The organism is Thermomonas sp. XSG, from assembly GCF_014678725.1.
Lineage (GTDB): Bacteria > Pseudomonadota > Gammaproteobacteria > Xanthomonadales > Xanthomonadaceae > Thermomonas.
Map to the genome: position 1 here is coordinate 1779200 of NZ_CP061497.1, position 19468 is coordinate 1798667.

A 19468-nucleotide genomic window follows, 5' to 3' on the forward strand; every position below is an offset into this window, starting at 1 on the left:
GGCCTACTCGAGCAGCCGGGCCCAGCCGTCCATGCCCTCCACGCGCGCCAGCAGGATCTTCACGCAGACCAGCATCGGCACCGCCAGCAGCAGGCCGATGATGCCCCACAGCCAGCCGAACACCATCAGCGCCAGGATCAGCACCAGCGGCGACAGCGCCATCCGCCGGCCCAGGATGATCGGGGTGACGATCTGCCCTTCCAGCGTGTGCAGGCCCAGGTAGATCGCCGCCGGCAGCAGCGCGCGCAGCGGTTCTTCGTAGCTGGAGAAGCCCATCAGCAGCATCAGCACGATGCCGATCAGCGGGCCGACGTAGGGCGCGAAATTGAGCAGCATCGCCATCGTGCCCCACAGCAGCGCCTCGTCCAGCGGCATGTCGAGGAAGAACGCCAGGCAGCCGGCGAAGGCCAGGCCCACCACCGCATTGATCGCGCTGATGGTGAGCACGTAGCGGCTGATCTCGATCTCGATCGCGTGCAGGATCTCCACTGTCAGTTTCTTCTTCTGCCGGTCCGGCAGCAGCGCGATCGCATGGCGCTGCAGGTCCTGGCCGTAGACCATGAAGAAGAAGGTCAGCAGCACCACCGCCAGTACCGAGGCCACCATCATCGGCGTCGCGGTCAGCGACTTGTACGGGTCGTTGACCTCGGTGCGCACCACCTGCACCGGCTTGGCGGTGCTTTCGCCGCCGGCCACACGGGCGATGTTCTCGGCGGCCTTGTTGGCTTCCTGCACCGGCTTGGTGAGCTTCTGCAGCTTCGGCGTCAGCGTGCGCAGCTCGCGCGGGGCCTCGCGCACCCAGTCGCTGGCCGGCTGCACCAGCTGCAACCCCAGCAGGATGGTCAGCGCGATGCCGCCGCACAGGACCGCCAGCGCGGCCAGGAAGCGCGGCACCCGCATGCGCTGCAGCAGGCGGATGATGGGGTTGCCGATGAGGGCGAAAAACATCGCCAGCAGCACCGGCAGCACCAGGTCTTGGGTGGCCCACAGCGTGTAACCCACCGCCAGGATCGCCAGCACCACCAGCGACAGCGGGCCGCGCGGCCTGGGCGCAATCGGGGTGGGTTCGGCGGTTGCCGCAGGCGGCGTGGCCGCTGCGGGATCGGCCACGCTCATGGCAGCCCCTGCGGCGGCGCGGCGGTGGCCTGGCGCACGGCGTCATGCACTTCCTCGTGTACCTCTTCCTTCGCCGCCTCGGCGGTCTGGGCGCCTGCCTGCAGGCCGGCCAGCAGCGGAGCGAACGTGCGCACCAGCGCCAGCAGGCCGCCGCCGCCACCGACCACCATGGGTTGGGTCCGCCCGGCGACGAAACCGCTGACCAGGCCCACCACCACGATCCGGCCCGGCGTCCAGGCCGCGCGCCAGCTGTGGCTGAACTGCTGCCAGCGACCCACGGCCTCGCGTTCGCGGGCCTCCAGCGCTTCTTCCGCCTGTTTGACCTTGGTGAGCAGGGCGTCGAATCCCATCGCGGTTCCCTTATGGTGGCGTGACGTCGATGCCCAGGCCCTTCTTGGGCGGAGCGCCGGTCTGTGCTTCGGCTTCGGCCACCCGTTCGGCGGCGGCCTCGCTGGACTGCACGCCACCGGCATCGGGCATGAAGTCCGCCAGTTCGCCAATGCCGAGCCTTGCCAGCTGGCGGCGCGTGGCCTTCATGCGGGTGTGTTCGAAATAGTGGATGGCCGCCCAGGTCGCCGCCACGGTTGCGCCGATGCTGAGCGCGGCCGCGATCAGCAGCGCCAGCATCCATGACAGGCCGGCCACCTGCATCGCTGCCACCATCGCCGCCATCAGCAGCAGCCAGGCGGAGGCGCCAAAGGCGATCGCGACGCCGGTGAAGGCCAGGGTGCGGCCGAATGCGCTGCGCGCCAGCGAGATGTCCGCGGCCAGCAGGATGCGCAGCGCCTTGGCGGCATCGCCGGCCGCCTTCAGCCCGGCACGCCCCTCGTCACGCAGGCCGCGCAGGGTCTCTTCGATGCCGGGTGCGTCCGCAGCCGGCGCGTCACTCGCCGGCGCGCCCCGCGGCGGGGCCTGCGGGGCGTCCTCGTTGGCATGCATGGTTGCTTACTTGTCGCTGCGGCCGAGCCTGGAAATGATCCAGCCGGCAGCGAATGCCGCGCCGAACGCCACCAGCGGGCGCTCGCGGATCAGTTCGGCGGCGCTGTCCAGCAGGTCGCGGCCCTTGTCCATCAGCGCGCCGGCCTGCTCGCCGGCCGCAGCGCCCAGGTGCTCGGCGGCGCCCAGGCCGGACAGCGCGCCGTCGGCGAGTTCCGCCTTCATCTGCGCCTTGCCCAACCGCAGTTCGTCCCCGGCCACGGCCGCCGCGCTGCGGACCGCACCGCCGGCGGCGGTGGCCGCCTGCTTGATGTGCGTGCCCGCTTCGCCCAGGCCGCTCTTGACCGCATCGGTGTGTTCGCTCATCTGACGCATCCTCGCGTTGGGAGTGGGAAGAGGCAGTGTCGCACCGTTCCGGTGAGGGAAGTGTCAGCGCATCGGCACGTTGTAGGCGCGGCCGTTGCGCAGCACCTGCAGCACCAGCTGGTCGCTGCCGCGGGACAGGCTGGCGCGGAAGCCGGTGAGGTCGCTGAAGTCGCCGCTGCTGGCGGTGAGGATCACGTCGCCGGGCTGCAGGTAGTTCTGCTGCGCGCGGCTGCCGCGCTCCACCTTCTCCACCAGCACGCCGGCCAGGCCCTGGCGGCGCAGCGATTCCGGCAGTTCGGCGAAGCTGGCGCCGGCCAGGCGCGCGTCCAGCTGGCCGCCATCCAGCGCCTTCGGCGCCTCGCGCAGGCCGCTGGCGATCTTGAGCGGCTTGCCTTCGCGCAGCACGTCCAGGGTCACCCGCGCGTCCGGTGCCTGCAGGCCCTGGAAGTTGCGCAGCGCCTCGGCGTTGTCCACCGGCTGGCCGTTGGCGGCCACCACCACGTCGCCCACCTTCAGTCCGGCCGCGCCGCCGGCCGAGCCGGGATAGACGCGGGTGACCACCGCGCCGCGCGCCTCGGCCAGGCCCAGGCCCTTGGCGATGCGCGCGTCCACGTCCTGGGTGTCGATGCCCAGGGTGCCGCGGCGGACCACGCCGCCGACCAGCAGCTGGTCCTTGATCCGGCTCGCCAGGTTGGAGGGAATGGCGAAGCCCAGGCCGATGTTGCCGGCCATCGACCCGCGCGGGTTGAAGCTGGCGGTGTTGATGCCCACCAGCTCGCCGTTGAGGTTGACCAGCGCGCCACCGGAATTGCCGGGATTGATGCTGGCGTCGGTCTGGATGAAGTTCTGGTAGCCCGCGCCGGGCAGGTTGTTGCGGCCCACCGCGGAGACGATGCCGCTGGTCACGGTCTGGCCGACGCCGAAGGGGTTGCCGATGGCGACCACGAAGTCGCCGATCTGCAGCGCATCGCTGTTCGCCACCGGGATCGCGGTGAGGTTCTGCGCCGGGATGCGCATCAGCGCGATGTCGGTGTCGGCGTCGTTGCCCACGAACTCCGCCTTCAGGCTGCGCCCGTCGGCCAGCGTGACCTGCACCTCGTCGGCGTCCTCGACCACGTGGTTGTTGGTCAGCACCAGCCCGCGCTGCGCATCGATGATCACGCCCGACCCCAGCGACTGCGCGATGCGCTCCTGCGGGATGCCGAAGATGCGGCGGAACACCGGGTCATCGCCGAACGGCGTGTTCACCCGCACCCGCTGCTTGGTGTTCACGCTGACCACCGCCGGCAGCACCTTCTTCAGCATCGGTGCCAGTGACGGCAGCGGCGTGCCGTTGACGGCGGTCGGCAGCGCGGCGGCTGCCGGCACCGCCGCGCTTGCGGTCGGGGCGGCGGCAGCCGGCTGCTCCAGCATCAGGTTCAGGCCGGTGGCGGCAAAGCCGCCGAACGCGGCGGCGGCGGTCAGGGCGAGCAGGGTCTTGGTGGCGGTCTTCATGCGGTGATACGTGGGGCAAGGCTGGTGACGGGACAAGTATTGCCGAGTCTCGTGATGGCACGCGCAATCCTGGCTGAAGGCGGCCCGGGCGGGGGGGGCGGCAGGGAGGCATTGCCGGCGCTGCCCATGCACCGCGCTGCAACATTTCCGCATTCAGTTCCACGGCTGGAAACCGTGGCTTGCCGTGGAACCCGCATTGCCGGGCGATCTCAGCTAGGCGCCCGGAAACGCAAGCCTCCGGGCGCAAATTTTGGCGTTGACTTGGCCCGGGGGCGTGGCTATCGTCCATCGGGTTGGGCCACTAGATCTAGTGGTTCGTGATTGCAGGAAAACCCAAGGCTAGTGGCGCAGGGGCGCCGCCGGATACGGGGCAACGACGTCGGCAGGGGAGCGGCGCGTGACGAAGCAAGAACCGGCGGCAACGCCATCACATTGAGAAAGCTGCAGGCTGCGCGCCCCGCGCGGCCTGCATCGTCGCCCCCGTCGGAAGCCGGGGGCGGGGCACGGGCAACGGATCCGCCAGCTGGCGGGTCTATAAAGACAGGAGAGTCGAAGGGCATGAGCACGGCGAGGCTTGAAGCGGTGACCACGGACGCAAATCAGGACATTCCGATGCAGCCGGCGTCGGTGGACATCTGGGACAAGAAGTACCGCCTGAAGACCAAGCAGGGGGCGCCGCTGGATGCCGACATCGACGGCACCTACAAACGCGTCGCCAAGGCGCTGTCCGAAGCCGAGCCCACCGCCGAGCTGCAGCAGTACTGGCAGGAGCGTTTCACTTGGGCGCTGCGCCGCGGCGCGATCCCGGCCGGCCGCATCACCTCCAACGCCGGCGCGCAGGAACACAAGCCCGCCACCTCGACGATCAACTGCACCGTCTCCGGCACCATCGAAGACTCGATGGACGGCATCCTGGACAAGGTCCACGAAGCCGGCCTGACCCTGAAGGCCGGCTGCGGCATCGGCTACGAATTCAGCACGCTGCGTCCGCGCGGCGCGTTCGTCGCCGGCGCCGGCGCCTACACCTCCGGCCCGATGTCCTTCATGGATATCTACGACAAGATGTGCTTCACCGTGTCCTCCGCCGGCGGCCGCCGTGGCGCGCAGATGGGCACGTTCGACGTCAGCCATCCGGACGTGAAGGACTTCATCCGCGCCAAGCGCGAGGACGGCCGGCTGCGCCAGTTCAACCTGTCCCTGCTGATCACCGACGGCTTCATGCAGGCGGTGGAGAACGACGCCGACTGGCCGCTGGTGTTCCCGGTGAACATCAAGGAAAAGGGCGAGATCGACCTGGACGATCCGGAGCAGGTGGTCTGGCGCGAATGGCCCACCCACCGCAACTACATCGCCCGCGAGGACGGGCTGGTGGCCTGCAAGATCTACGGCCACATCCGCGCCCGCCACCTGTGGGACATGATCATGGTCTCGACGTACGACTACGCCGAGCCGGGGTTCATCCTGATCGACAAGGTCAACGAGATGAACAACAACTGGTGGTGCGAGACCATCCGCGCCACCAACCCCTGCGGCGAGCAGCCGCTGCCGCCCTACGGCGCCTGCCTGCTGGGTTCGGTCAACCTGACCAAGTTCGTCAAGCATCCCTTCACCGACCAGGCCACGTTCGACTGGGAGGAATACAAGGAAGTGGTGCGCGTGTTCACCCGCATGCTGGACAACGTGGTCGAGGTCAACGGCCTGCCGCTGCAGCAGCAGCGTGACGAGATCATGCGCAAGCGCCGCCACGGCATGGGCTTCCTGGGCCTGGGCAGCACCATGACCATGCTGAAGATGAAGTACGGCAGCAAGGAGTCCTGCGAGTTCACCGAGCGCATCGCCCGCGACATGGCCGTGGCCGGCTGGGAAACCGGTCTGGCGCTGGCCAAGGAAAAGGGCCCGGCGCCGATCATGGAGGAGACCTTCGACGTCACCGCCGAGATGCTGCGCAAGCGCCCGGAGATGAAGAAGGACGGCTGGAAGGTCGGCCAGAAGATCGCCGGCAAGGCCCTGCACGCGCGCTATTCGCGCTACATGCAGAAGGTCGCCGAGGTGGCGCCGGAACTGGTGGCGGAACTGGCCGAAACCGGCGCCCGCTTCACCCACCACAGCTCCATCGCGCCCACCGGCACCATCTCGCTGAGCCTGGCCAACAACGCCTCCAACGGCATCGAGCCCAGCTTCGCCCACCACTACAGCCGCAACGTGATCCGCGAAGGCAAGAAGACCAAGGAAAAGGTCGACGTGTTCTCCTTCGAGCTGCTGGCCTACCGCGAGCTGGTCAACCCGAAGGCCATGCCCTACGCCGAGGACGCCGCCGCCAAGCTGCCGGATTACTTCATCGCCGCCGACGACATCAGCCCGAAGGAGCACGTGGACGTGCAGGCAGCGGCGCAGAAGTGGGTGGACAGCTCGATCTCCAAGACCGCGAACGTCCCCACGGATTACCCGTACGAGGACTTCAAGGACATCTACCGCTACGCCTACCAGCAGGGCCTGAAGGGCTGCACCACCTTCCGCTTCAACCCCGCCGCCTTCCAGGGCGTGCTGGTGAAGGAAGCCGACCTGGAGAACACCACCTACCGCTTCGAACTGGAAGACGGCCAGGTGGTGGAGGTGAAGGGCAACGAGCAGATCGAATACGACGGCGAAATCCACACCGCGGCCAACCTCTTCGACGCCCTCAAGGAAGGGTATTACGGCAAGTTCTGACGGGCCGGCCAACGGCGCGCGCGGCAATCACTGCACGCGCGCGCGGCCGGGTATAGGATCGCGCTGTTGTACCCACCAACCCACGCCCCGGAGGGCACATGAGCAATGGAGATGGAGTGACGGCGACGCTGTCGGATGCCGTTGAAACTGCGAAAGAGAAGGTTGTCGAAGTCGGCGGCGCAGTCGCCAGCACTGCCAGCGCCACCGTGGCCAAGGCGAAGAAAGCCGCCAAGTCCGCGGAGAAGAAAGTGAAGACCGAAGTGGCCAAGGCGAAGAAGGCGGTCACCAAGACCGTGGCCGTGGCCAAGAAGAAGCTCGAAGCCGCCAGCAAGGATGCCAAGAAGGAAGTGGCCAGCCTGAAGAAGAAGGTGGCCGGCAAGAAGCCTGCGGCGAAGAAGGCCGCGAACAAGGCGGTTGCCAAGAAGCCCGCGGCGAAGAAGGCCGCTGCCAAGAAGGCGCCCGCTAAGAAGGCACCGGCAAAGAAGGCGGCCGCGAAGAAGGCGGTAGCCCGGAAGCCGGCGGCGAAGAAGGCCGTCGCGAAGAAGGCTCCGGCCAAGAAGGCACCGGCAAAGAAGGTGGCCAAGAAGGCGCCTGCGAAGAAGGCCGTTGCCAAGAAGGCCGTCGCCAAGAAGGCACCTGCGAAGAAGGCGGTCGCCAAGAAAGCGCCTGCCAAGAAAGCAATGAAGAAAGCGGCCAAGAAGACCGCCCGGAAGTAAGCCTGTCCTGCGCCCGCCCGGCACGCCGGGCGTGGCGCGCATCCCGCACGCAACGCACGCAGACAACCAGAGTCAGGACCATGACCGTCAGGATCGAAAAGAAAATCAAGGGCTACGCCGTCGTCACCCCGGACGACAAGGCAAAGGAAAGCGCTAGGGCCGCGGAACCCGCGCCGGCCGCCGCCGCGCCCGAAGACAACGTCATCCAGATGCACGAGCGCATCGAGCGCCCGGAAGTCCTGATCGGCAGCACCTACAAGATCAAGTCGCCGCTGGTGGAGCACGCCATGTACGTGACCATCAACGACATCGTGCTCAACGCCGGCAACGAGCACGAACACCGCCGCCCGTTCGAGATCTTCATCAACTCCAAGTCGATGGAGCATTTCCAGTGGATCGTGGCGCTTACCCGCATCATGTCCGCCGTGTTCCGCAAGGGCGGCGACGTCACCTTCATCGTCGACGAGATGAAGGCCGTGTTCGACCCGCGCGGCGGCTACTTCAAGGCCGGCGGCGTGTACATGCCGTCGCTGGTAGCGGAGCTGGGCAGCATCGTCGAAGACCACCTGAAGTCCATCGGCATGCTGCACGACCCGGAGATGAGCGACCACCAGCGCGCGCTGATCGCCGAGAAGCGCAAGCAGTTCGAAGAGCGCTCAAAAAAAAACGCTGACGGCGGCGCCGCCGCGCTGACCAGCAGCGCAGCAGACCACCCGGAAGACATCGAAGTCACCGGCGAGGGCGCCACCTTCCCGCCCACCGCGACCATGTGCCACAAGTGCAGCACCAAGGCGCTGGTGCTGATGGATGGGTGTGCGACTTGTTTGAATTGTGGGTATTCGAAGTGCGGGTGATGGAGTCCTGACTCGAAGTGTGAGCCGGGCAGCAATTTTGGAAACGGGGGGGAGATGGCTGACTCGACAAAGCTTCGGGCGTCAATTACCAAAGTTCTTGGATATGACAAGAGCCGCCTAGTGTCTCGGTCTGACTGGGGCGCTATTAATTTCAGCACTGCGGCGACCGACATCGATGCGATCTTCGAAATCGCTTCACTACTCAACGACCTGCCGATAGAAAGACTCCCTGCCAACGCAATTTCAACCATTGCAAGCGCATTGGACTCGGCTGCAACATGGCTTGAGCGTAATAATCAATTTGATCTCACTAATGGCGGAACGCCTGGATCGCGCGACGAGATCGTCAATAATTTGAAGGCGCAGCACGAAAATCTATATTCGACCGCTCACAACTGGATCCCGTTTCTTGCGTATCTGAAAGGGGACATCCCAGAGCAGCTAGCTAAGATCACTGGATCGGTTGCCAGCGCAGAGACGACGAGAGATGGCTTCGTAGGCTATGCCGAGGAACAGAGGAAAGAAATCGCAGCAATCGTCAAAGCCACCAGAGATGCCGCCGCGGAAGCGGGCGTTGCTTCTTTTACTGAAGACTTCCTCAGTGACTCCACTGCGCGAGAAGCCGAAGCGGGTGTGTGGCTGACGAGGGCGACGTGGTCTGCGGTAATCACGCTTCTTGTCGCTGCATTGTTCTTATTTTTTAGGCCAAATCTTGACGAGATTGGGCTGGTCCAGTTTGCAATCTCGAAGATCGTAATACTGGCCATCTTCGCAGCAGCAACTGCTTGGTGCGCTGGAAATTACAAAGCCAGTAAGCATCAGGCAGCAGTTAGCCGTTTTAAGGCTCACGCGCTGAAAACATTCCAAGCCTTTACTGCTGCCACAGAAAACGAAACCGTGCGCGATGCTGTGTTGATCGAGACCACTCGTTCAATATTTAATCAGCCTCAGAGTGGGTACTTGCGAAACGAATCTAGTGGGGATTCTGATTCAAAAGTGCTTGAGATTATCAAGACGACAACGGGAATAAAGGGCGGTACGGGGTAGAGAAAACTCGGGTCGAAAAACGCAGGAAACGGGGTCAGGTTCACTTCCCTGCAAAGCGGCACACCACGCCACGTCAACGCCCGCGTCCGTAGGCTGCACGAACGCCAATCCCTGGGAGTTCGTTGTGAAGGCACTTCCCCTGCTGTTCGTCGTGGCGGCGCTGGCTGCCTGTTCTGATCGCGCGCCCGCAGTCGATGCCCCCGCGCCGGCTGAAGACCATGCGGCCACCACGCCGCCGGCAACCGGAACCGTACCTGCGCACAACGATGCCGGTGCCAACGCCGACTTCCGCCGCGCCGTCCAACGCTTGATCTCTTCTTCCATCACTTGGCTCATCGTGCTCTCCGTGAAAAGGTAGCACCTGAGCAGGAAATCACTGGGTCATTACATCGCGGGCAAGCAGGACTGCCTGACGGTCAAGCCGGGCGAGGGCTACTGCAGGGATTGAGGGGCACGGATCAGGCTCTGGGAAACTGGGCCAGGTTCACGTCACCCAACGCGTTGACGACCTCACGCCGCGGAGCGGCGCTCGGCGTGATTGCCCTCGGCGAACTCCTCCACGATCTTGCGGCAGAACGCCGGCAGGTCGTCGGGCTTGCGGCTGGAGACGATGCCGCGGTCGGTGACCACCTCGGCGTCCATGTAATGACCCAGTGATTTCCTGCTCAGGTGCTACCTTTTCACGGAGAGCACGATGAGCCAAGTGATGGAAGAAGAGATCAAGCGTTGGACGGCGCGGCGGAAGTCGGCGTTGGTGCTGGAGATCATCCAAGGGAAGACGACGGTGGCCGAGTCGAGCCGGCAGTTCGATCTAACGCCGTCGGAGATCGAGAGCTGGGTTGATGACGCCAAGCGCGGCATGGAGAACGCCCTGCGAGCGAAGCCCGAGGATGTGCGGGAGCAGTACGAGCGGCAGCTCAAGGAGCTTCAGGAAGCCTATGGCGAGGCGATGCTGGAGCTGCGCGCCAGAAAAAAATTGGCGTCCCTGTTGGGCAAGGACGAGAGCTGATGCTATCGATCCAGCAGGGACTGCGTGCGGAGGGCTTTGAGGTCTCGATGGTGAAGTTGTGCCGGTGGTTCGGGGTGGCGCGGCGTACGGTGTATTACCGGCCGACGAAGGCGCCGCCGACGGTCAAACCGGCGCTGGCGGATCCCATCAAGGCGCTGATCGAAGAGGAGCCATCGTTCGGCTACCGCACGGTGGCCGGACTTCTGGGCATGAACAAGAACACGGTGCAACGGATCTTCCAGCTCAAGGGTTGGCAGGTCCGCAAGCGTGCGGTGGGTCGGCGGCCCCGCATCCAAGCCTTGCCATCGGTCGCGCAGGGGCCCGATGAGCGTTGGGCCACCGATCTGTGCCGCATCTGGGGCGGCCGGGATGGGTGGCTGACGCTGGCCCTCGTCATCGATTGCCACACCCGTCAGTTGCTGGGCTGGCAGCTCTCGCGGAGCGGCAAGGCCAGCACGGCCGCTGTGGCCCTGGAGCAAGCCTTGATCACCCGCTACGGCACGCTCGGGCGCGTCCCCGTGCCGTTCCTGCTGCGCTCGGACAATGGATTGGTGTTCACCAGCCGCCACTACACGCGGCTGGTGCGCAGCTATGGCTTGCAGCAGGAGTTCATCACGCCGCATTGCCCGCAGCAAAACGGCATGGTCGAGCGTGTCATCCGCACGCTGAAGGAGCAGTGTGCACACCGCCATCGCTTCGAGAGCCAGCAGCACGCGATCCGGGTGATCGGCGACTGGATCCAGTTCTACAACCACCGGCGTCCGCATCAGGCGCTGGGCATGAAGACGCCTGCTGAGGCCTATGCTTTAGCAGCCTGACCTGTGCAGAAACCGCTGGGTCATTACACGCCTGCGTTGCGCAGGTCGGTGCGCACGCTGGGCCAGGACGTCATCCTGCGGCCGCGCACCACATCGGCTTCGACCATTACCCAAGGGCCGTGGCAGATCACGCCGATCGGCTTGCCGCTGTTGGCGAAGTCGCGCACGAAGTCCACCGCGGCCTTGTCCATGCGCAGCGCGTCCGGGTTGGCGACGCCGCCGGGCAGGAGCAGGCCGTCGAATTCGTCGATGCGGGCATCGGCCACGCGGCCGTCCACCTTGAAGGTGTCGCCCTTCTTGTCGTGGTGCATGCCCTGAATCTCGCCGGTCTTCAGCGAGAGCAGGCGCGTGGTGGCGCCCGCCTCCTCGACGGCGCGTTTGGGCTCGGTCATTTCGACCTGCTCGAAGCCGTCGGTGGCGAGGATGGCGATGGTCTTGCCGCGCAAGGTGTTGGCCATGGGAACTCCTGCTTGGGGGAGGGGAAGGAGGGCCAGCTTGCCGCAGGCGCAGTAGCCGCCTGGTGACCATCACGTTAGAAAAACGGCAAACAGGGCGCGCTCAGGCGCGCTGATGCAAAGGCAATAACGGGGTCAGGTTCGCTTAACCCAACGCAAGAGGCCGTCAGGTCGCTTCCCTGTAGACGTGCACAACCACGCCACCTCAACGCCCGCATCCGTAGGCTGCAAGCACGCCAGTTCCTGGCGCAGCCAACGGAGTCCATCGTGAAGGCACTTCCCCTGCTGTTCGTCGTTGCGGCGCTTGCTGCCTGTTCCGATCGCCAGCCGGCAGGCGATGCGCCTGCGCCGGCGGAGCAACCCGCTGCGGTCACTGCGCCGTCCGCCGATCCGATGCCTGCCCACGACGACGCGGATGCCACGCCTGCGCCCGCCGCGCCGCCGGCATCGGATGGCGCGCAGGCGGAGGCGAGCTACCTCGGCCGCTGGACCGGGGTGGAGGGCATGTATCTGGTGGTGGCGTCGAAGCCGGGTGGCGGCGTCACCCTCGACATGCAGTGGGACCTCGACAACAAGGGCAGGTTCGATGGCTCGGTGACTGCCGAAGGCCTGCGCTTCATGCGCAACGGTGTTGCCGAAAGCGCCGTGCATACCGATGGCGAGGCGACCGGGCTGAAGTATCTGGCGGGCAAGCAGGACTGCCTGACGGTCAAGCCGGGCGAGGGCTACTGCAGGGATTGAGCGGCGCAGGTCGGGTTGGTTTTCCGGCAGGCGGCTTGCCCCGCCCTTGTGCCCGTCGCAGGCAAAAGAAGCCTGAAATGGATGTGTGGAACCCGGGTCAGGGTCGGCTTTTCATGCACGGCGGGACAGCCCGCCCTGCCTGTGTTCGGGCAGGGCGTCCGCCCACTTACTTCACCCGGAACGCCTGCCCCAGCAGCTGCGCATCGAAGCCTTGGCTGCTGCCCGCGCCGGTGACGTATCGATACAGCGCCGCCGAGTAGATGCCCGACAGGGCCGCCTGGATCAGTGCGGCCAGCAGCAGCACGGAGATGACGGCAGCCACGGCCAGTCCGATCAGCACGCCATTGCCGGTCGTCGCGGCGGCGACGATGGTCACCACGCCCGCGATGGCCAGCCCCACGTAGAGCAGGCCGAACACTAGGCCCACGCCGCCTTGGCCGATCAGGTTCTCGCCCCAGGTCTTCTTCAGCAGCTGCGCGCTTTCCTTCACCGCCTCGATGGGGCCGATGTTGCGCGTCACCAGCACCGGCACGACGAGGAAGCTGGCCAGCGTCCAGGCCACGCCCAGCGCGCCGGAGACCAGCTTGCCGATGAGGCCCGAGCGTTCCTGCAGCGCGCGCAGCACCATGCCCACGGTCGCGGCGATGGCGGCATAGCCCAGGATCGGCAGGGCCTTGCCGGCGGCGATGCGCAGGCCGTCGCGCAGGGTCGGGTCGCCGCCGTCCAGCCGGATCATCGCCGCGCCCACCAGCGCGGAGTTGAAGAAGAAGATCACGAAGTACTGGGCCAGGTAGAACAGGAACGCCAGCAGGTAGGTGGCCAGCGGCACGCCGCCGTTGCCCAGGCCGTCCAGCGCGCCCAGGCCGAGCGCCGGCAGCACGAACGCCGCCGCCACGACCAGCGCGCAGATCGCGGACAGCAGCGGGAACACCAGCAGCTCCTTGTCCTGGGCCAGCACGCCGGCACTGGCCTTGATGAGGCCCCAACTGCGGGAAAAGCGTTCGAACACGGCCGTCTCCGGATGCAGGGATAGAGGCGCGCAGTATGCGGTATGCGCCCGGAAAAACCGGGTGCCGGACCTCCCGCGGCAGCGCGGAGGTCTTGCAGGTGGGCAAGTCCCGCCGTTTCCCTGCGCATCCCGCGCCCTGCCGCCACGCCGTACCCTAGGGCGCCACGCCTCGCCCGATTCCCTGCATGTCCCTGCGCGCTCTCATGCACCTGCTGCTGCACGCCGCCGTTCCCGCGCTGGTGGCGTGGGCGGTCTATCGCGGCTCGGGCAAGACCATCGGCTTCCGCCGCGCCTGGGGCTTGCTGCTGCTGGGCTGGCTGATCGACATCGACCACCTGCTGGCCGACCCCATCTACGCGCCGGGGCGGTGCAGCATCGGCTTCCACCCGCTGCACACCGCGCCGGCCATCGCCGTGTACGGTGCGCTGGCGGTGCCGCGCGCCACCCGGCTGGTGGGCATCGGCCTGCTGATCCATATCGCGCTGGATGCGCTGGACTGCCTGCTGATGCGGTGAGCGCAAACCGCACGGTTTCCGCCGCTTCCAGGCGCGCCAGCCGCGGGCTCATCGATCGCGCCGCGCGGGCTCACCCGTGGCTTGCCGCCCGCTACACTGCCGCCTGGCTCAACACCACTGAAAGGAATCACCATGGCTTTCACCACCACCGCCTCCGGGCTGCAGTTCGAAGACACCGTTGTTGGCAGCGGCGCCGAGGCCAGGCCCGGCCGCAATGTCACCGTGCACTACACCGGCTGGCTGTACGAGAACGGCGAGCAGGGTGCCAAGTTCGACTCCAGCAAGGACCGCGGCGAGCCCTTCATCTTCCCGCTCGGTGGTGGCATGGTCATCAGCGGCTGGGACGAAGGCGTGCAGGGCATGAAGGAAGGCGGCACCCGCACCCTGATCATCCCGCCCAACCTGGGCTACGGCGCGCGCGGCGCCGGCGGCGTGATTCCGCCGAACGCCACGCTGAAGTTCGAGGTGGAACTGCTGGGCGCGTAAGCGCCACGGGGCGGTCTGATCCCGTGCGCCGCCTGCCTTCGCGGGCGGCGCCATTCCGGGGAGAGTGCAAATGCGGATGAAACTGTGCGCCGCGCTGGTGGGCGGCATCGTGGGGTGGACGGGTATGGCGCAGGCGGCGAAGCCACCGGCCAAGCCGCAGCTGGTGCGGTTCGACTTCAGCGCCACGGTGCAGGCCGACGGCACGCTGGCCGACATCCAGCCGGATGCGGCACTGGCGGAAAACCTGCAGGCAATGATCCGGCGCCGGGTCGCAACGTGGCGCTACACGCCCCTGCAATGGCAGGGCAAGGCGGTGGCGGCGCCGGTGTCGCAGTCGATCAAGCTGGAAATCGTGCCGGTGGCAGAAAGCAGCTTCGCCTTCCGCATCCTCGGGGTGGGCAAGCAGGAGAAACCCGCCCTGATCGTACGGCGGACGGAAAAAACGCCGATGTCGCCGCCGCGCTTCCCGCCCGAGCTGATGCGCAGCGGCGTCAATGCAGTGCTGGTGTATGCGGTGCTGTACGACGCGGCGGGCAAGCCAATCGAGGTCGAGCTGGTGTATCCCGGCAAGGTCGACCGGGTTTATGAGCGCCTGGATGTCGCCTCGCGCGAAGCGATGGCGAAGTGGTCGGTGCCGCACACGTTCGAGGGCGCGCCGATTGCGTGCCGCGACAACGTGCCGATCACTTTCCAGACGGGTGACCTATCAGGTCAGCTGCAAGCGCCGCCGGAGGTTGCGGAGCTGTTCGACCGCTACACCGACATGTGTCCCGAAGCGAAGCTGGAAACGCCGGTAGCCGGCACGTTCCTCTGACCTTCGATCGTGTTGCCCTCAGCGGGTCTTTGCCTCCGGGACACCCATCGCCGGCAGCGCCGGGAACTGCCCGGTCACGCGTGCGCCCGGGACCATGCCCCAGCGGATTCCCATGCGGCGCAGGCGCGCCTCGACCACGCCCAGCGAGGCCGCGGGCGTGGCCGCGATGATGGCGTCGTGGCGCTCGGCCCACGCGGTGGCCAGCGCAAACAGGTTGTTGGCACGCGCCTGCAGTGCGGGCATGTCCAGTTCCAGCGCGTCCAGTGCGGTCAGGTCGGCGTCCATGCCGGTGTCTTCGATGCAGCGGGTGCCGTGGTCCATCTGCGCGGCTCCGGTGGGGTCATGCGCCAAGTGTCCGTGCGCCCGTTGTGCACGCGGCGTGAGCAAGTCCGCGCGCCGGACAGCTGCGGTTGGGATTGCGCGACAGGCTGAATGCTTTGCAGCCAGCGCGCCGATGTTTCACCGCCTGCTCACGACGGCGCCGTTATCGCTGGCCTCCATCCCCCCGGAAAGGAGCAACCCATGCGTCGATGGATCCTTGCAACCAGCCTGGCGCTGTCTGCCTGCGCGGCCCATGCCGATGGCCTGCAGAACAAGTGGCGGCTGGAGATCAGCGGCAATGCCGAAAGCGCCGGCCAGATCGTGGTGCAGGTGGCGCCGGAGAAGGGCGAGCCGATCCGCGCCACCACCCAGGTCGCCGCCGGCCGCGCCGAGAACGCCGTGGCGCGCGACATCGGCACCGCGCTGCAGATGGTGGCCAGCAACCGCTACAGCGTGGAAGTGGACGACGGCGAGGATGTACTGGTGAAGAAGCGCGAGGGCGAGCGCGATTTCGCGGTGACCGTGATCGAGAACACCGTGCAGGGCGTGCGCGTCGACATCGACGCCGAATAAGCCGCGCCTGCCGCGCGGCTGCTGTCAGCGGAGGCCGCCTGCGGGCGCCTCCGTTGCCTCCGTCAGCAACAGGGGGGCAGGCGGGTCCGCACGCATGCCTCAGCGACCGGCCTCCAGGTGCACCTGCCCGCTCTGCTGCGGGTAGATCAGGTCGTCCAGCGTGTAGCCCTGCGCCCGCGCGACGTCCAGCCAGGCTGCCTTGGTGGCGTCGTCCATCTTCGGCTGGCGGTGCAGCAGCCACAGGTACTTGCGGTCCGGGTCGCCGACCAGCGCGGTCTGGTAGTCGGCATCCACGCGCAGGATCCAGTAGTCGCCCTTGGCGAACGGGATCCAGCGCAGGCCCTCCGGCAGGAAGCTCACTTCCAGCCGCGCATTGCTGGCATCGGTGGGCGTGGCCAGGCCCGTCGACACTTCCACTTCGCCCTCCGCGTTGATGCAGGCGTTGATCACGCACACCGCGCCGGTTTCATCCAGCGAGTAGGTGGCGGTGACGTCACGGGCGGTGGCGTCCTCGTGGCGCATCGGCTTGCGCGCGATCTCGTACCAGTTGCCCAGGTAGCGTTGCAGGTCGACGAAGGTCTGGGTGCTCGGGGTAGGCGTCATGCGGGTGTCCGGCGTTGGGGGAAGCCGGAGCATGGCCGCGCGCAGGCGGGCATCACGTGAAGAGGGCGGCGCGCACGGCGTCGACCGGCGCCTGCCGCCGCGCGCGTCGCAACCCTTGTTGCGCCGGTCTGCGGCTCAGTGCGCCTGCAGCTGCGCGGTGATCGCGCAGTGGTCGCTGAGCGCGGGACCGGCGTAGGTCTTTTCCTCGAACCGGACGAGGCCGCCGCTGGCGCGGCGGTCCAGCACGATGTAGTCGATGAAGTCGCGATAGCGCGGGTTGCAGCGCGCGCCCTGGTCGCCGGAGGCGCGCGCGAGATCGGCGTTGGCAGGGCTGGCATCGTCCCAGTCCGCCCACACCGCGTCGCCGGGCAACGCAAGGCGACGGTTGAAGTCGCCCAGCACCGCGAAGCGCAGGCGCTCGCTGGCGCGCTGGTCGATCCAGCGTTCCACCACCGGCACCTGCTGGAACAGCACCGGGCAAGCCTCCCGCTGGTCGCCGCTGTTGCACCCGGCCTTCAGGTGCACCGACAGCAGCCGGATCGGCGCGGCGCCCGCCGGCCGCACCACCAGGTCCACGCCGGAGCGCAGGTCGGGATTGCCGAGTTGCAGGTCGGTGAGGTCGGGCTGGCGCTCGAAGACCACGCCCTTGCGGATGGCGAAGCCGGTGCGCTGCGGGTTGATGGTCAGGCCGGGCTGGCCGCCGCATTCGCCTTTGCGGCCGCTGCCCACGCGCTGTTCGATTTCGATGGTGTAGCGCGCCGGGTCGAACACACGCTCGGCGGCGGCGCGCGATTCCACTTCCTGGAACGCGATCACGTCCGCATCCAGCGCCTCGGCATAGGCGCGCATCGCCGCGTAGTCGGCATCGCTGCGCGGGCGGCAGCCGCTGCCGTTGCGCTCGGCCAGGTGTTCCATGTTCCAGCTCGCCAGGGTGAGTGTGGCGGCAGGAGTGGCGGGGCGCTCGCGCGGGGCGGTGCAGGCGCCGGCAAGCAGGCAGAGGGCGATGATCAGGGCGGGGCGTGTCATCCGCGTAGTAGACCATGCGCGTCAGATTCGCTCCATCGCAATGCGCACCGTGTGGCGCGCACCGCCTGCATCGGGTCGGGGCGGTTGGCGCGTAGCCTGGCGTGCAAGGACGCCGCGGCCGCGCCGTTCACCTGGACCTGCCGCGCCGCCGCGGACAATCCCTTCCTCCCCAATCCGAGATGCCGCCATGCCGCGTTCCCTGTTGTTGCCCCTGCTGCTGGCCACCGGGCTTGCCTGCGCACAGGAAGCGCCGCTGCCGAATGCGGCGGTGCCGGCGCTGGACCTGCAGCGCTACGCCGGCCAGTGGCACGAGATCGCGCACCTGCCGATGTTCTTCCAGCGCAACTGCACGGCTGCGATCACCGCGACCTACACGCCGCAGCCGGACGGCAGGATGGCGGTGCGCAACGCCTGCGAGCGGCGCGACGGCAAGCGGCTGGTGTCGGAGGCCATCGCGCGGCCGGTGGCCGGGCAGCCGGGGCAGCTGCAGGTACGCTTCGCGCCGGCGTGGCTGGGCTGGTTGCCGATGGTCTGGGCCGACTACTGGGTGGTCGAGCTGGACCCCGACTACCGCTGGGCGGTGGTGGGTGGGCCATCGCGCAAGTACCTGTGGATCCTGTCGCGCACGCCGGTGATGCCGCGCGCGCAGTTCGACGCGATCCGCGCGCGTGCGGCGCAGCGTGGTTATCCGGTCGAGCGCCTGATCCAGGCGGGACGCACGGTGGAGTGAGGTGATGGCCCTGCTGGAGTTCCGGGACATCGAATGCCCCTGCTGCGGCGAGCCGATCACCCTGGCGCTGGATGCCAGCGCCGGTAGCCAGCGCTACATCGAGGACTGCCCGGTCTGCTGCCGGCCGATCATGGTGGTGCTGGAGGTGGATGACAACGGTGCCACCTCTGTCGCGGGATATGCGCAGGACGACGCTTGAGCACCACCGGCGTCGGTCACCTGGATGGTGTTGCGAAACAAGCGAAAAAAAGGGCGGCCGAAGCCGCCCGGGGATTGCCGGTGGAAGCCCGGATTACTGCGGCATCAGCACGCCGTCGATGACGTGCACAACGCCATTGCGCTGGCGCAGGTCGGCCGCGACCACGCGCGCGCTGCCGCCCTTGGCATCGGTCAGCACGATGCCACCCTTGCCGTCGGCGCTGGCGGTGAGGGTGCCGCCCTGCACGGTGGTGAGGGTGGCGCTGCCGCCGTTGGCCTGGATCTGCTTCGCCAGTGCCGCGGCATCCACGTTGCCGGCCACCACGTGGTAGGTCAGCACGCCGGCCAGCGCGGACTTGGCCTCCGGCTTCAGCAGTCCTTCCACCGCACCGGCGGGCAATTTGCCGAAGGCGTCGTTGGTGGGCGCGAACACGGTGAACGGACCGGCGCCCTGCAGCGTGCCGACCAGGTCCGCGGCCTTCACCGCGGCCACCAGCGTGCTCAGGCTGGGGGTGGCAACAGCGGCGGCCACGATGTCCGTACTGGCCTTCGCGTCACCGCTGGCGGCAACGGGCGACGCGGTATGACCGGGGGCGCTGCAGAGGGCCAGCGCCAGCGCGCCGGCAACGGCAAAAGGCAGGGTCGACTTCATCGGGGTTCTCCAGGGGGGTTGGGGGAATGCAGGCCGCAGGCCGCAGGCGCGGATGCGTTGCAGGCCCTGATACGCGGGGTGCGCGCGGATGGATGCAGCAGGCGTGGTGCAACGGCCGCAAACGTCGCGGTGGCGCGCTTAGCGCGCTTGCGGCCGGCTTGGGTTAAGCCGCTGTCGACGTTCATCTTGCATGGCCGGAGGTATTCAGCGTGCCTGCGTAAGGTGGGGCATGTCCGTCGCGCCAGGCGCTTCGGCATCGATCCGTTTTGATCCCCCGCAA

At 67.3% G+C, this 19468-nt stretch carries 26 protein-coding genes; 14 read left to right on the top strand and 12 right to left on the bottom strand.

Going from position 1 to position 19468, the window contains the following annotated elements; all coding sequences use genetic code 11:
• Positions 1-3: 3 nt before the first annotated feature.
• The 5 genes from ICG51_RS08315 to ICG51_RS08335 form a co-directional block, all read right to left on the bottom strand.
• On the bottom strand, positions 4-1116 hold the full coding sequence (locus ICG51_RS08315) for an AI-2E family transporter (protein WP_190279929.1): 1113 nt from the start codon (positions 1114-1116) through the stop codon (positions 4-6).
• The gene (locus ICG51_RS08320; RefSeq protein WP_190279930.1) at positions 1113-1466 is read right to left on the bottom strand and encodes a hypothetical protein; all 354 of its coding nucleotides are present in this window, start codon (positions 1464-1466) and stop codon (positions 1113-1115) included. Before ICG51_RS08320 ends, ICG51_RS08315 begins: the two co-directional genes overlap by 4 nt.
• 10 nt (positions 1467-1476) lie before the next feature.
• Positions 1477-2055: a phage holin family protein gene (locus tag ICG51_RS08325; protein ID WP_223809404.1), complete on the bottom strand. Its 579-nt coding sequence runs from the start codon at positions 2053-2055 to the stop codon at positions 1477-1479.
• A 6-nt stretch (positions 2056-2061) separates the two neighbouring features.
• Positions 2062-2418 carry a hypothetical protein gene (locus ICG51_RS08330; protein WP_190279931.1) on the bottom strand — a complete coding sequence of 119 codons (357 nt, stop codon included), beginning with the start codon at positions 2416-2418 and terminating at the stop codon, positions 2062-2064.
• 63 nt (positions 2419-2481) lie between these two features.
• Complete coding sequence (locus tag ICG51_RS08335) at positions 2482-3912, bottom strand: Do family serine endopeptidase (protein WP_190279932.1); 1431 nt, start codon at positions 3910-3912, stop codon at positions 2482-2484.
• A gap of 558 nt (positions 3913-4470) precedes the next feature.
• Here ICG51_RS08335 and ICG51_RS08340 point away from each other — a divergent pair.
• The 5 genes from ICG51_RS08340 (at position 4471) to ICG51_RS08360 (ending at position 9596) form a co-directional block, all read left to right on the top strand.
• On the top strand, positions 4471-6621 hold the full coding sequence (locus ICG51_RS08340; protein ID WP_190279933.1) for an adenosylcobalamin-dependent ribonucleoside-diphosphate reductase: 2151 nt from the start codon (positions 4471-4473) through the stop codon (positions 6619-6621).
• 98 nt (positions 6622-6719) lie between these two features.
• Entirely contained in the window at positions 6720-7337 is a 618-nt protein-coding gene (locus ICG51_RS08345; RefSeq protein ID WP_190279934.1) for a histone H1-like repetitive region-containing protein, read from the top strand.
• An 80-nt stretch (positions 7338-7417) separates the two neighbouring features.
• Entirely contained in the window at positions 7418-8191 is a 774-nt protein-coding gene (locus ICG51_RS08350) for an NrdJb (RefSeq protein WP_190279935.1), read from the top strand.
• A 54-nt stretch (positions 8192-8245) separates the two neighbouring features.
• The gene (locus ICG51_RS08355) at positions 8246-9238 is read left to right on the top strand and encodes a hypothetical protein (RefSeq protein ID WP_190279936.1); all 993 of its coding nucleotides are present in this window, start codon (positions 8246-8248) and stop codon (positions 9236-9238) included.
• Positions 9239-9362: 124 nt separating this feature from the next.
• Complete coding sequence (locus ICG51_RS08360) at positions 9363-9596, top strand: hypothetical protein (RefSeq protein WP_190279937.1); 234 nt, start codon at positions 9363-9365, stop codon at positions 9594-9596.
• A gap of 152 nt (positions 9597-9748) precedes the next feature.
• Here ICG51_RS08360 and ICG51_RS08365 read toward each other — a convergent pair whose 3' ends face one another.
• Positions 9749-9880, bottom strand: coding sequence for a hypothetical protein (locus ICG51_RS08365; RefSeq protein WP_223809405.1), 132 nt, complete (start codon positions 9878-9880; stop codon positions 9749-9751).
• A 52-nt stretch (positions 9881-9932) separates the two neighbouring features.
• On the opposite strand from ICG51_RS08365, the gene ICG51_RS08370 reads away from it, so the two are divergent.
• Positions 9933-10247 (top strand): DUF1153 domain-containing protein, encoded by a 315-nt coding sequence (locus ICG51_RS08370; RefSeq protein WP_180883440.1) that lies wholly within the window; start codon positions 9933-9935, stop codon positions 10245-10247.
• Entirely contained in the window at positions 10247-11065 is an 819-nt protein-coding gene (locus ICG51_RS08375; RefSeq protein WP_223809406.1) for an IS3 family transposase, read from the top strand. Before ICG51_RS08370 ends, ICG51_RS08375 begins: the two co-directional genes overlap by 1 nt.
• Positions 11066-11088: 23 nt before the next feature.
• On the opposite strand, the gene ICG51_RS08380 is transcribed toward ICG51_RS08375, so the two are convergent.
• Positions 11089-11523, bottom strand: a complete 435-nt coding sequence (locus tag ICG51_RS08380) for a type 1 glutamine amidotransferase domain-containing protein (RefSeq protein ID WP_190279938.1) — start codon at positions 11521-11523, stop codon at positions 11089-11091.
• Positions 11524-11787: 264 nt separating this feature from the next.
• Here ICG51_RS08380 and ICG51_RS08385 point away from each other — a divergent pair, with 264 nt between their 5' ends.
• The gene (locus tag ICG51_RS08385; protein WP_190279939.1) at positions 11788-12261 is read left to right on the top strand and encodes a hypothetical protein; all 474 of its coding nucleotides are present in this window, start codon (positions 11788-11790) and stop codon (positions 12259-12261) included.
• 166 nt (positions 12262-12427) lie between these two features.
• Here ICG51_RS08385 and ICG51_RS08390 read toward each other — a convergent pair whose 3' ends face one another.
• The gene (locus ICG51_RS08390) at positions 12428-13270 is read right to left on the bottom strand and encodes a DUF6159 family protein (RefSeq protein WP_190279940.1); all 843 of its coding nucleotides are present in this window, start codon (positions 13268-13270) and stop codon (positions 12428-12430) included.
• A 185-nt stretch (positions 13271-13455) separates the two neighbouring features.
• Here ICG51_RS08390 and ICG51_RS08395 point away from each other — a divergent pair, with 185 nt between their 5' ends.
• The 3 genes from ICG51_RS08395 to ICG51_RS08405 all read left to right on the top strand — a co-directional run bounded on the left by ICG51_RS08395 (position 13456) and on the right by ICG51_RS08405 (position 15085).
• Complete coding sequence (locus ICG51_RS08395) at positions 13456-13785, top strand: DUF6122 family protein (protein ID WP_190279941.1); 330 nt, start codon at positions 13456-13458, stop codon at positions 13783-13785.
• Between the two features lie 132 nt (positions 13786-13917).
• Entirely contained in the window at positions 13918-14271 is a 354-nt protein-coding gene (locus ICG51_RS08400) for an FKBP-type peptidyl-prolyl cis-trans isomerase (protein ID WP_190279942.1), read from the top strand.
• 76 nt (positions 14272-14347) lie between these two features.
• The gene (locus ICG51_RS08405; RefSeq protein WP_190279943.1) at positions 14348-15085 is read left to right on the top strand and encodes a hypothetical protein; all 738 of its coding nucleotides are present in this window, start codon (positions 14348-14350) and stop codon (positions 15083-15085) included.
• 18 nt (positions 15086-15103) lie between these two features.
• Here the strand turns inward: ICG51_RS08405 and ICG51_RS08410 are convergent, their stop codons facing one another.
• Positions 15104-15406 carry a hypothetical protein gene (locus ICG51_RS08410; RefSeq protein WP_190279944.1) on the bottom strand — a complete coding sequence of 101 codons (303 nt, stop codon included), beginning with the start codon at positions 15404-15406 and terminating at the stop codon, positions 15104-15106.
• 201 nt (positions 15407-15607) lie between these two features.
• On the opposite strand from ICG51_RS08410, the gene ICG51_RS08415 reads away from it, so the two are divergent.
• Positions 15608-15979, top strand: a complete 372-nt coding sequence (locus ICG51_RS08415; protein WP_190279945.1) for a hypothetical protein — start codon at positions 15608-15610, stop codon at positions 15977-15979.
• 99 nt (positions 15980-16078) lie between these two features.
• Here ICG51_RS08415 and ICG51_RS08420 read toward each other — a convergent pair whose 3' ends face one another.
• Both ICG51_RS08420 and ICG51_RS08425 read right to left on the bottom strand, forming a co-directional pair.
• Positions 16079-16582 (bottom strand): lipocalin family protein, encoded by a 504-nt coding sequence (locus tag ICG51_RS08420; RefSeq protein ID WP_190279946.1) that lies wholly within the window; start codon positions 16580-16582, stop codon positions 16079-16081.
• A 135-nt stretch (positions 16583-16717) separates the two neighbouring features.
• Positions 16718-17608, bottom strand: coding sequence for an endonuclease/exonuclease/phosphatase family protein (locus ICG51_RS08425; protein WP_190279947.1), 891 nt, complete (start codon positions 17606-17608; stop codon positions 16718-16720).
• Between the two features lie 187 nt (positions 17609-17795).
• Between ICG51_RS08425 and ICG51_RS08430 the strand changes: the two genes are divergently transcribed.
• Together ICG51_RS08430 and ICG51_RS08435 are read left to right on the top strand one after the other, a co-directional pair.
• Positions 17796-18338, top strand: a complete 543-nt coding sequence (locus tag ICG51_RS08430) for a lipocalin family protein (RefSeq protein WP_190279948.1) — start codon at positions 17796-17798, stop codon at positions 18336-18338.
• 4 nt (positions 18339-18342) lie between these two features.
• A complete protein-coding gene (locus tag ICG51_RS08435) occupies positions 18343-18537 on the top strand; it encodes a CPXCG motif-containing cysteine-rich protein (RefSeq protein ID WP_190279949.1) in 195 nt (64 codons plus the stop codon).
• 93 nt (positions 18538-18630) lie between these two features.
• Here ICG51_RS08435 and ICG51_RS08440 read toward each other — a convergent pair whose 3' ends face one another.
• Positions 18631-19188 (bottom strand): fasciclin domain-containing protein, encoded by a 558-nt coding sequence (locus ICG51_RS08440; protein WP_190279950.1) that lies wholly within the window; start codon positions 19186-19188, stop codon positions 18631-18633.
• Positions 19189-19468: the final 280 nt, after the last annotated feature.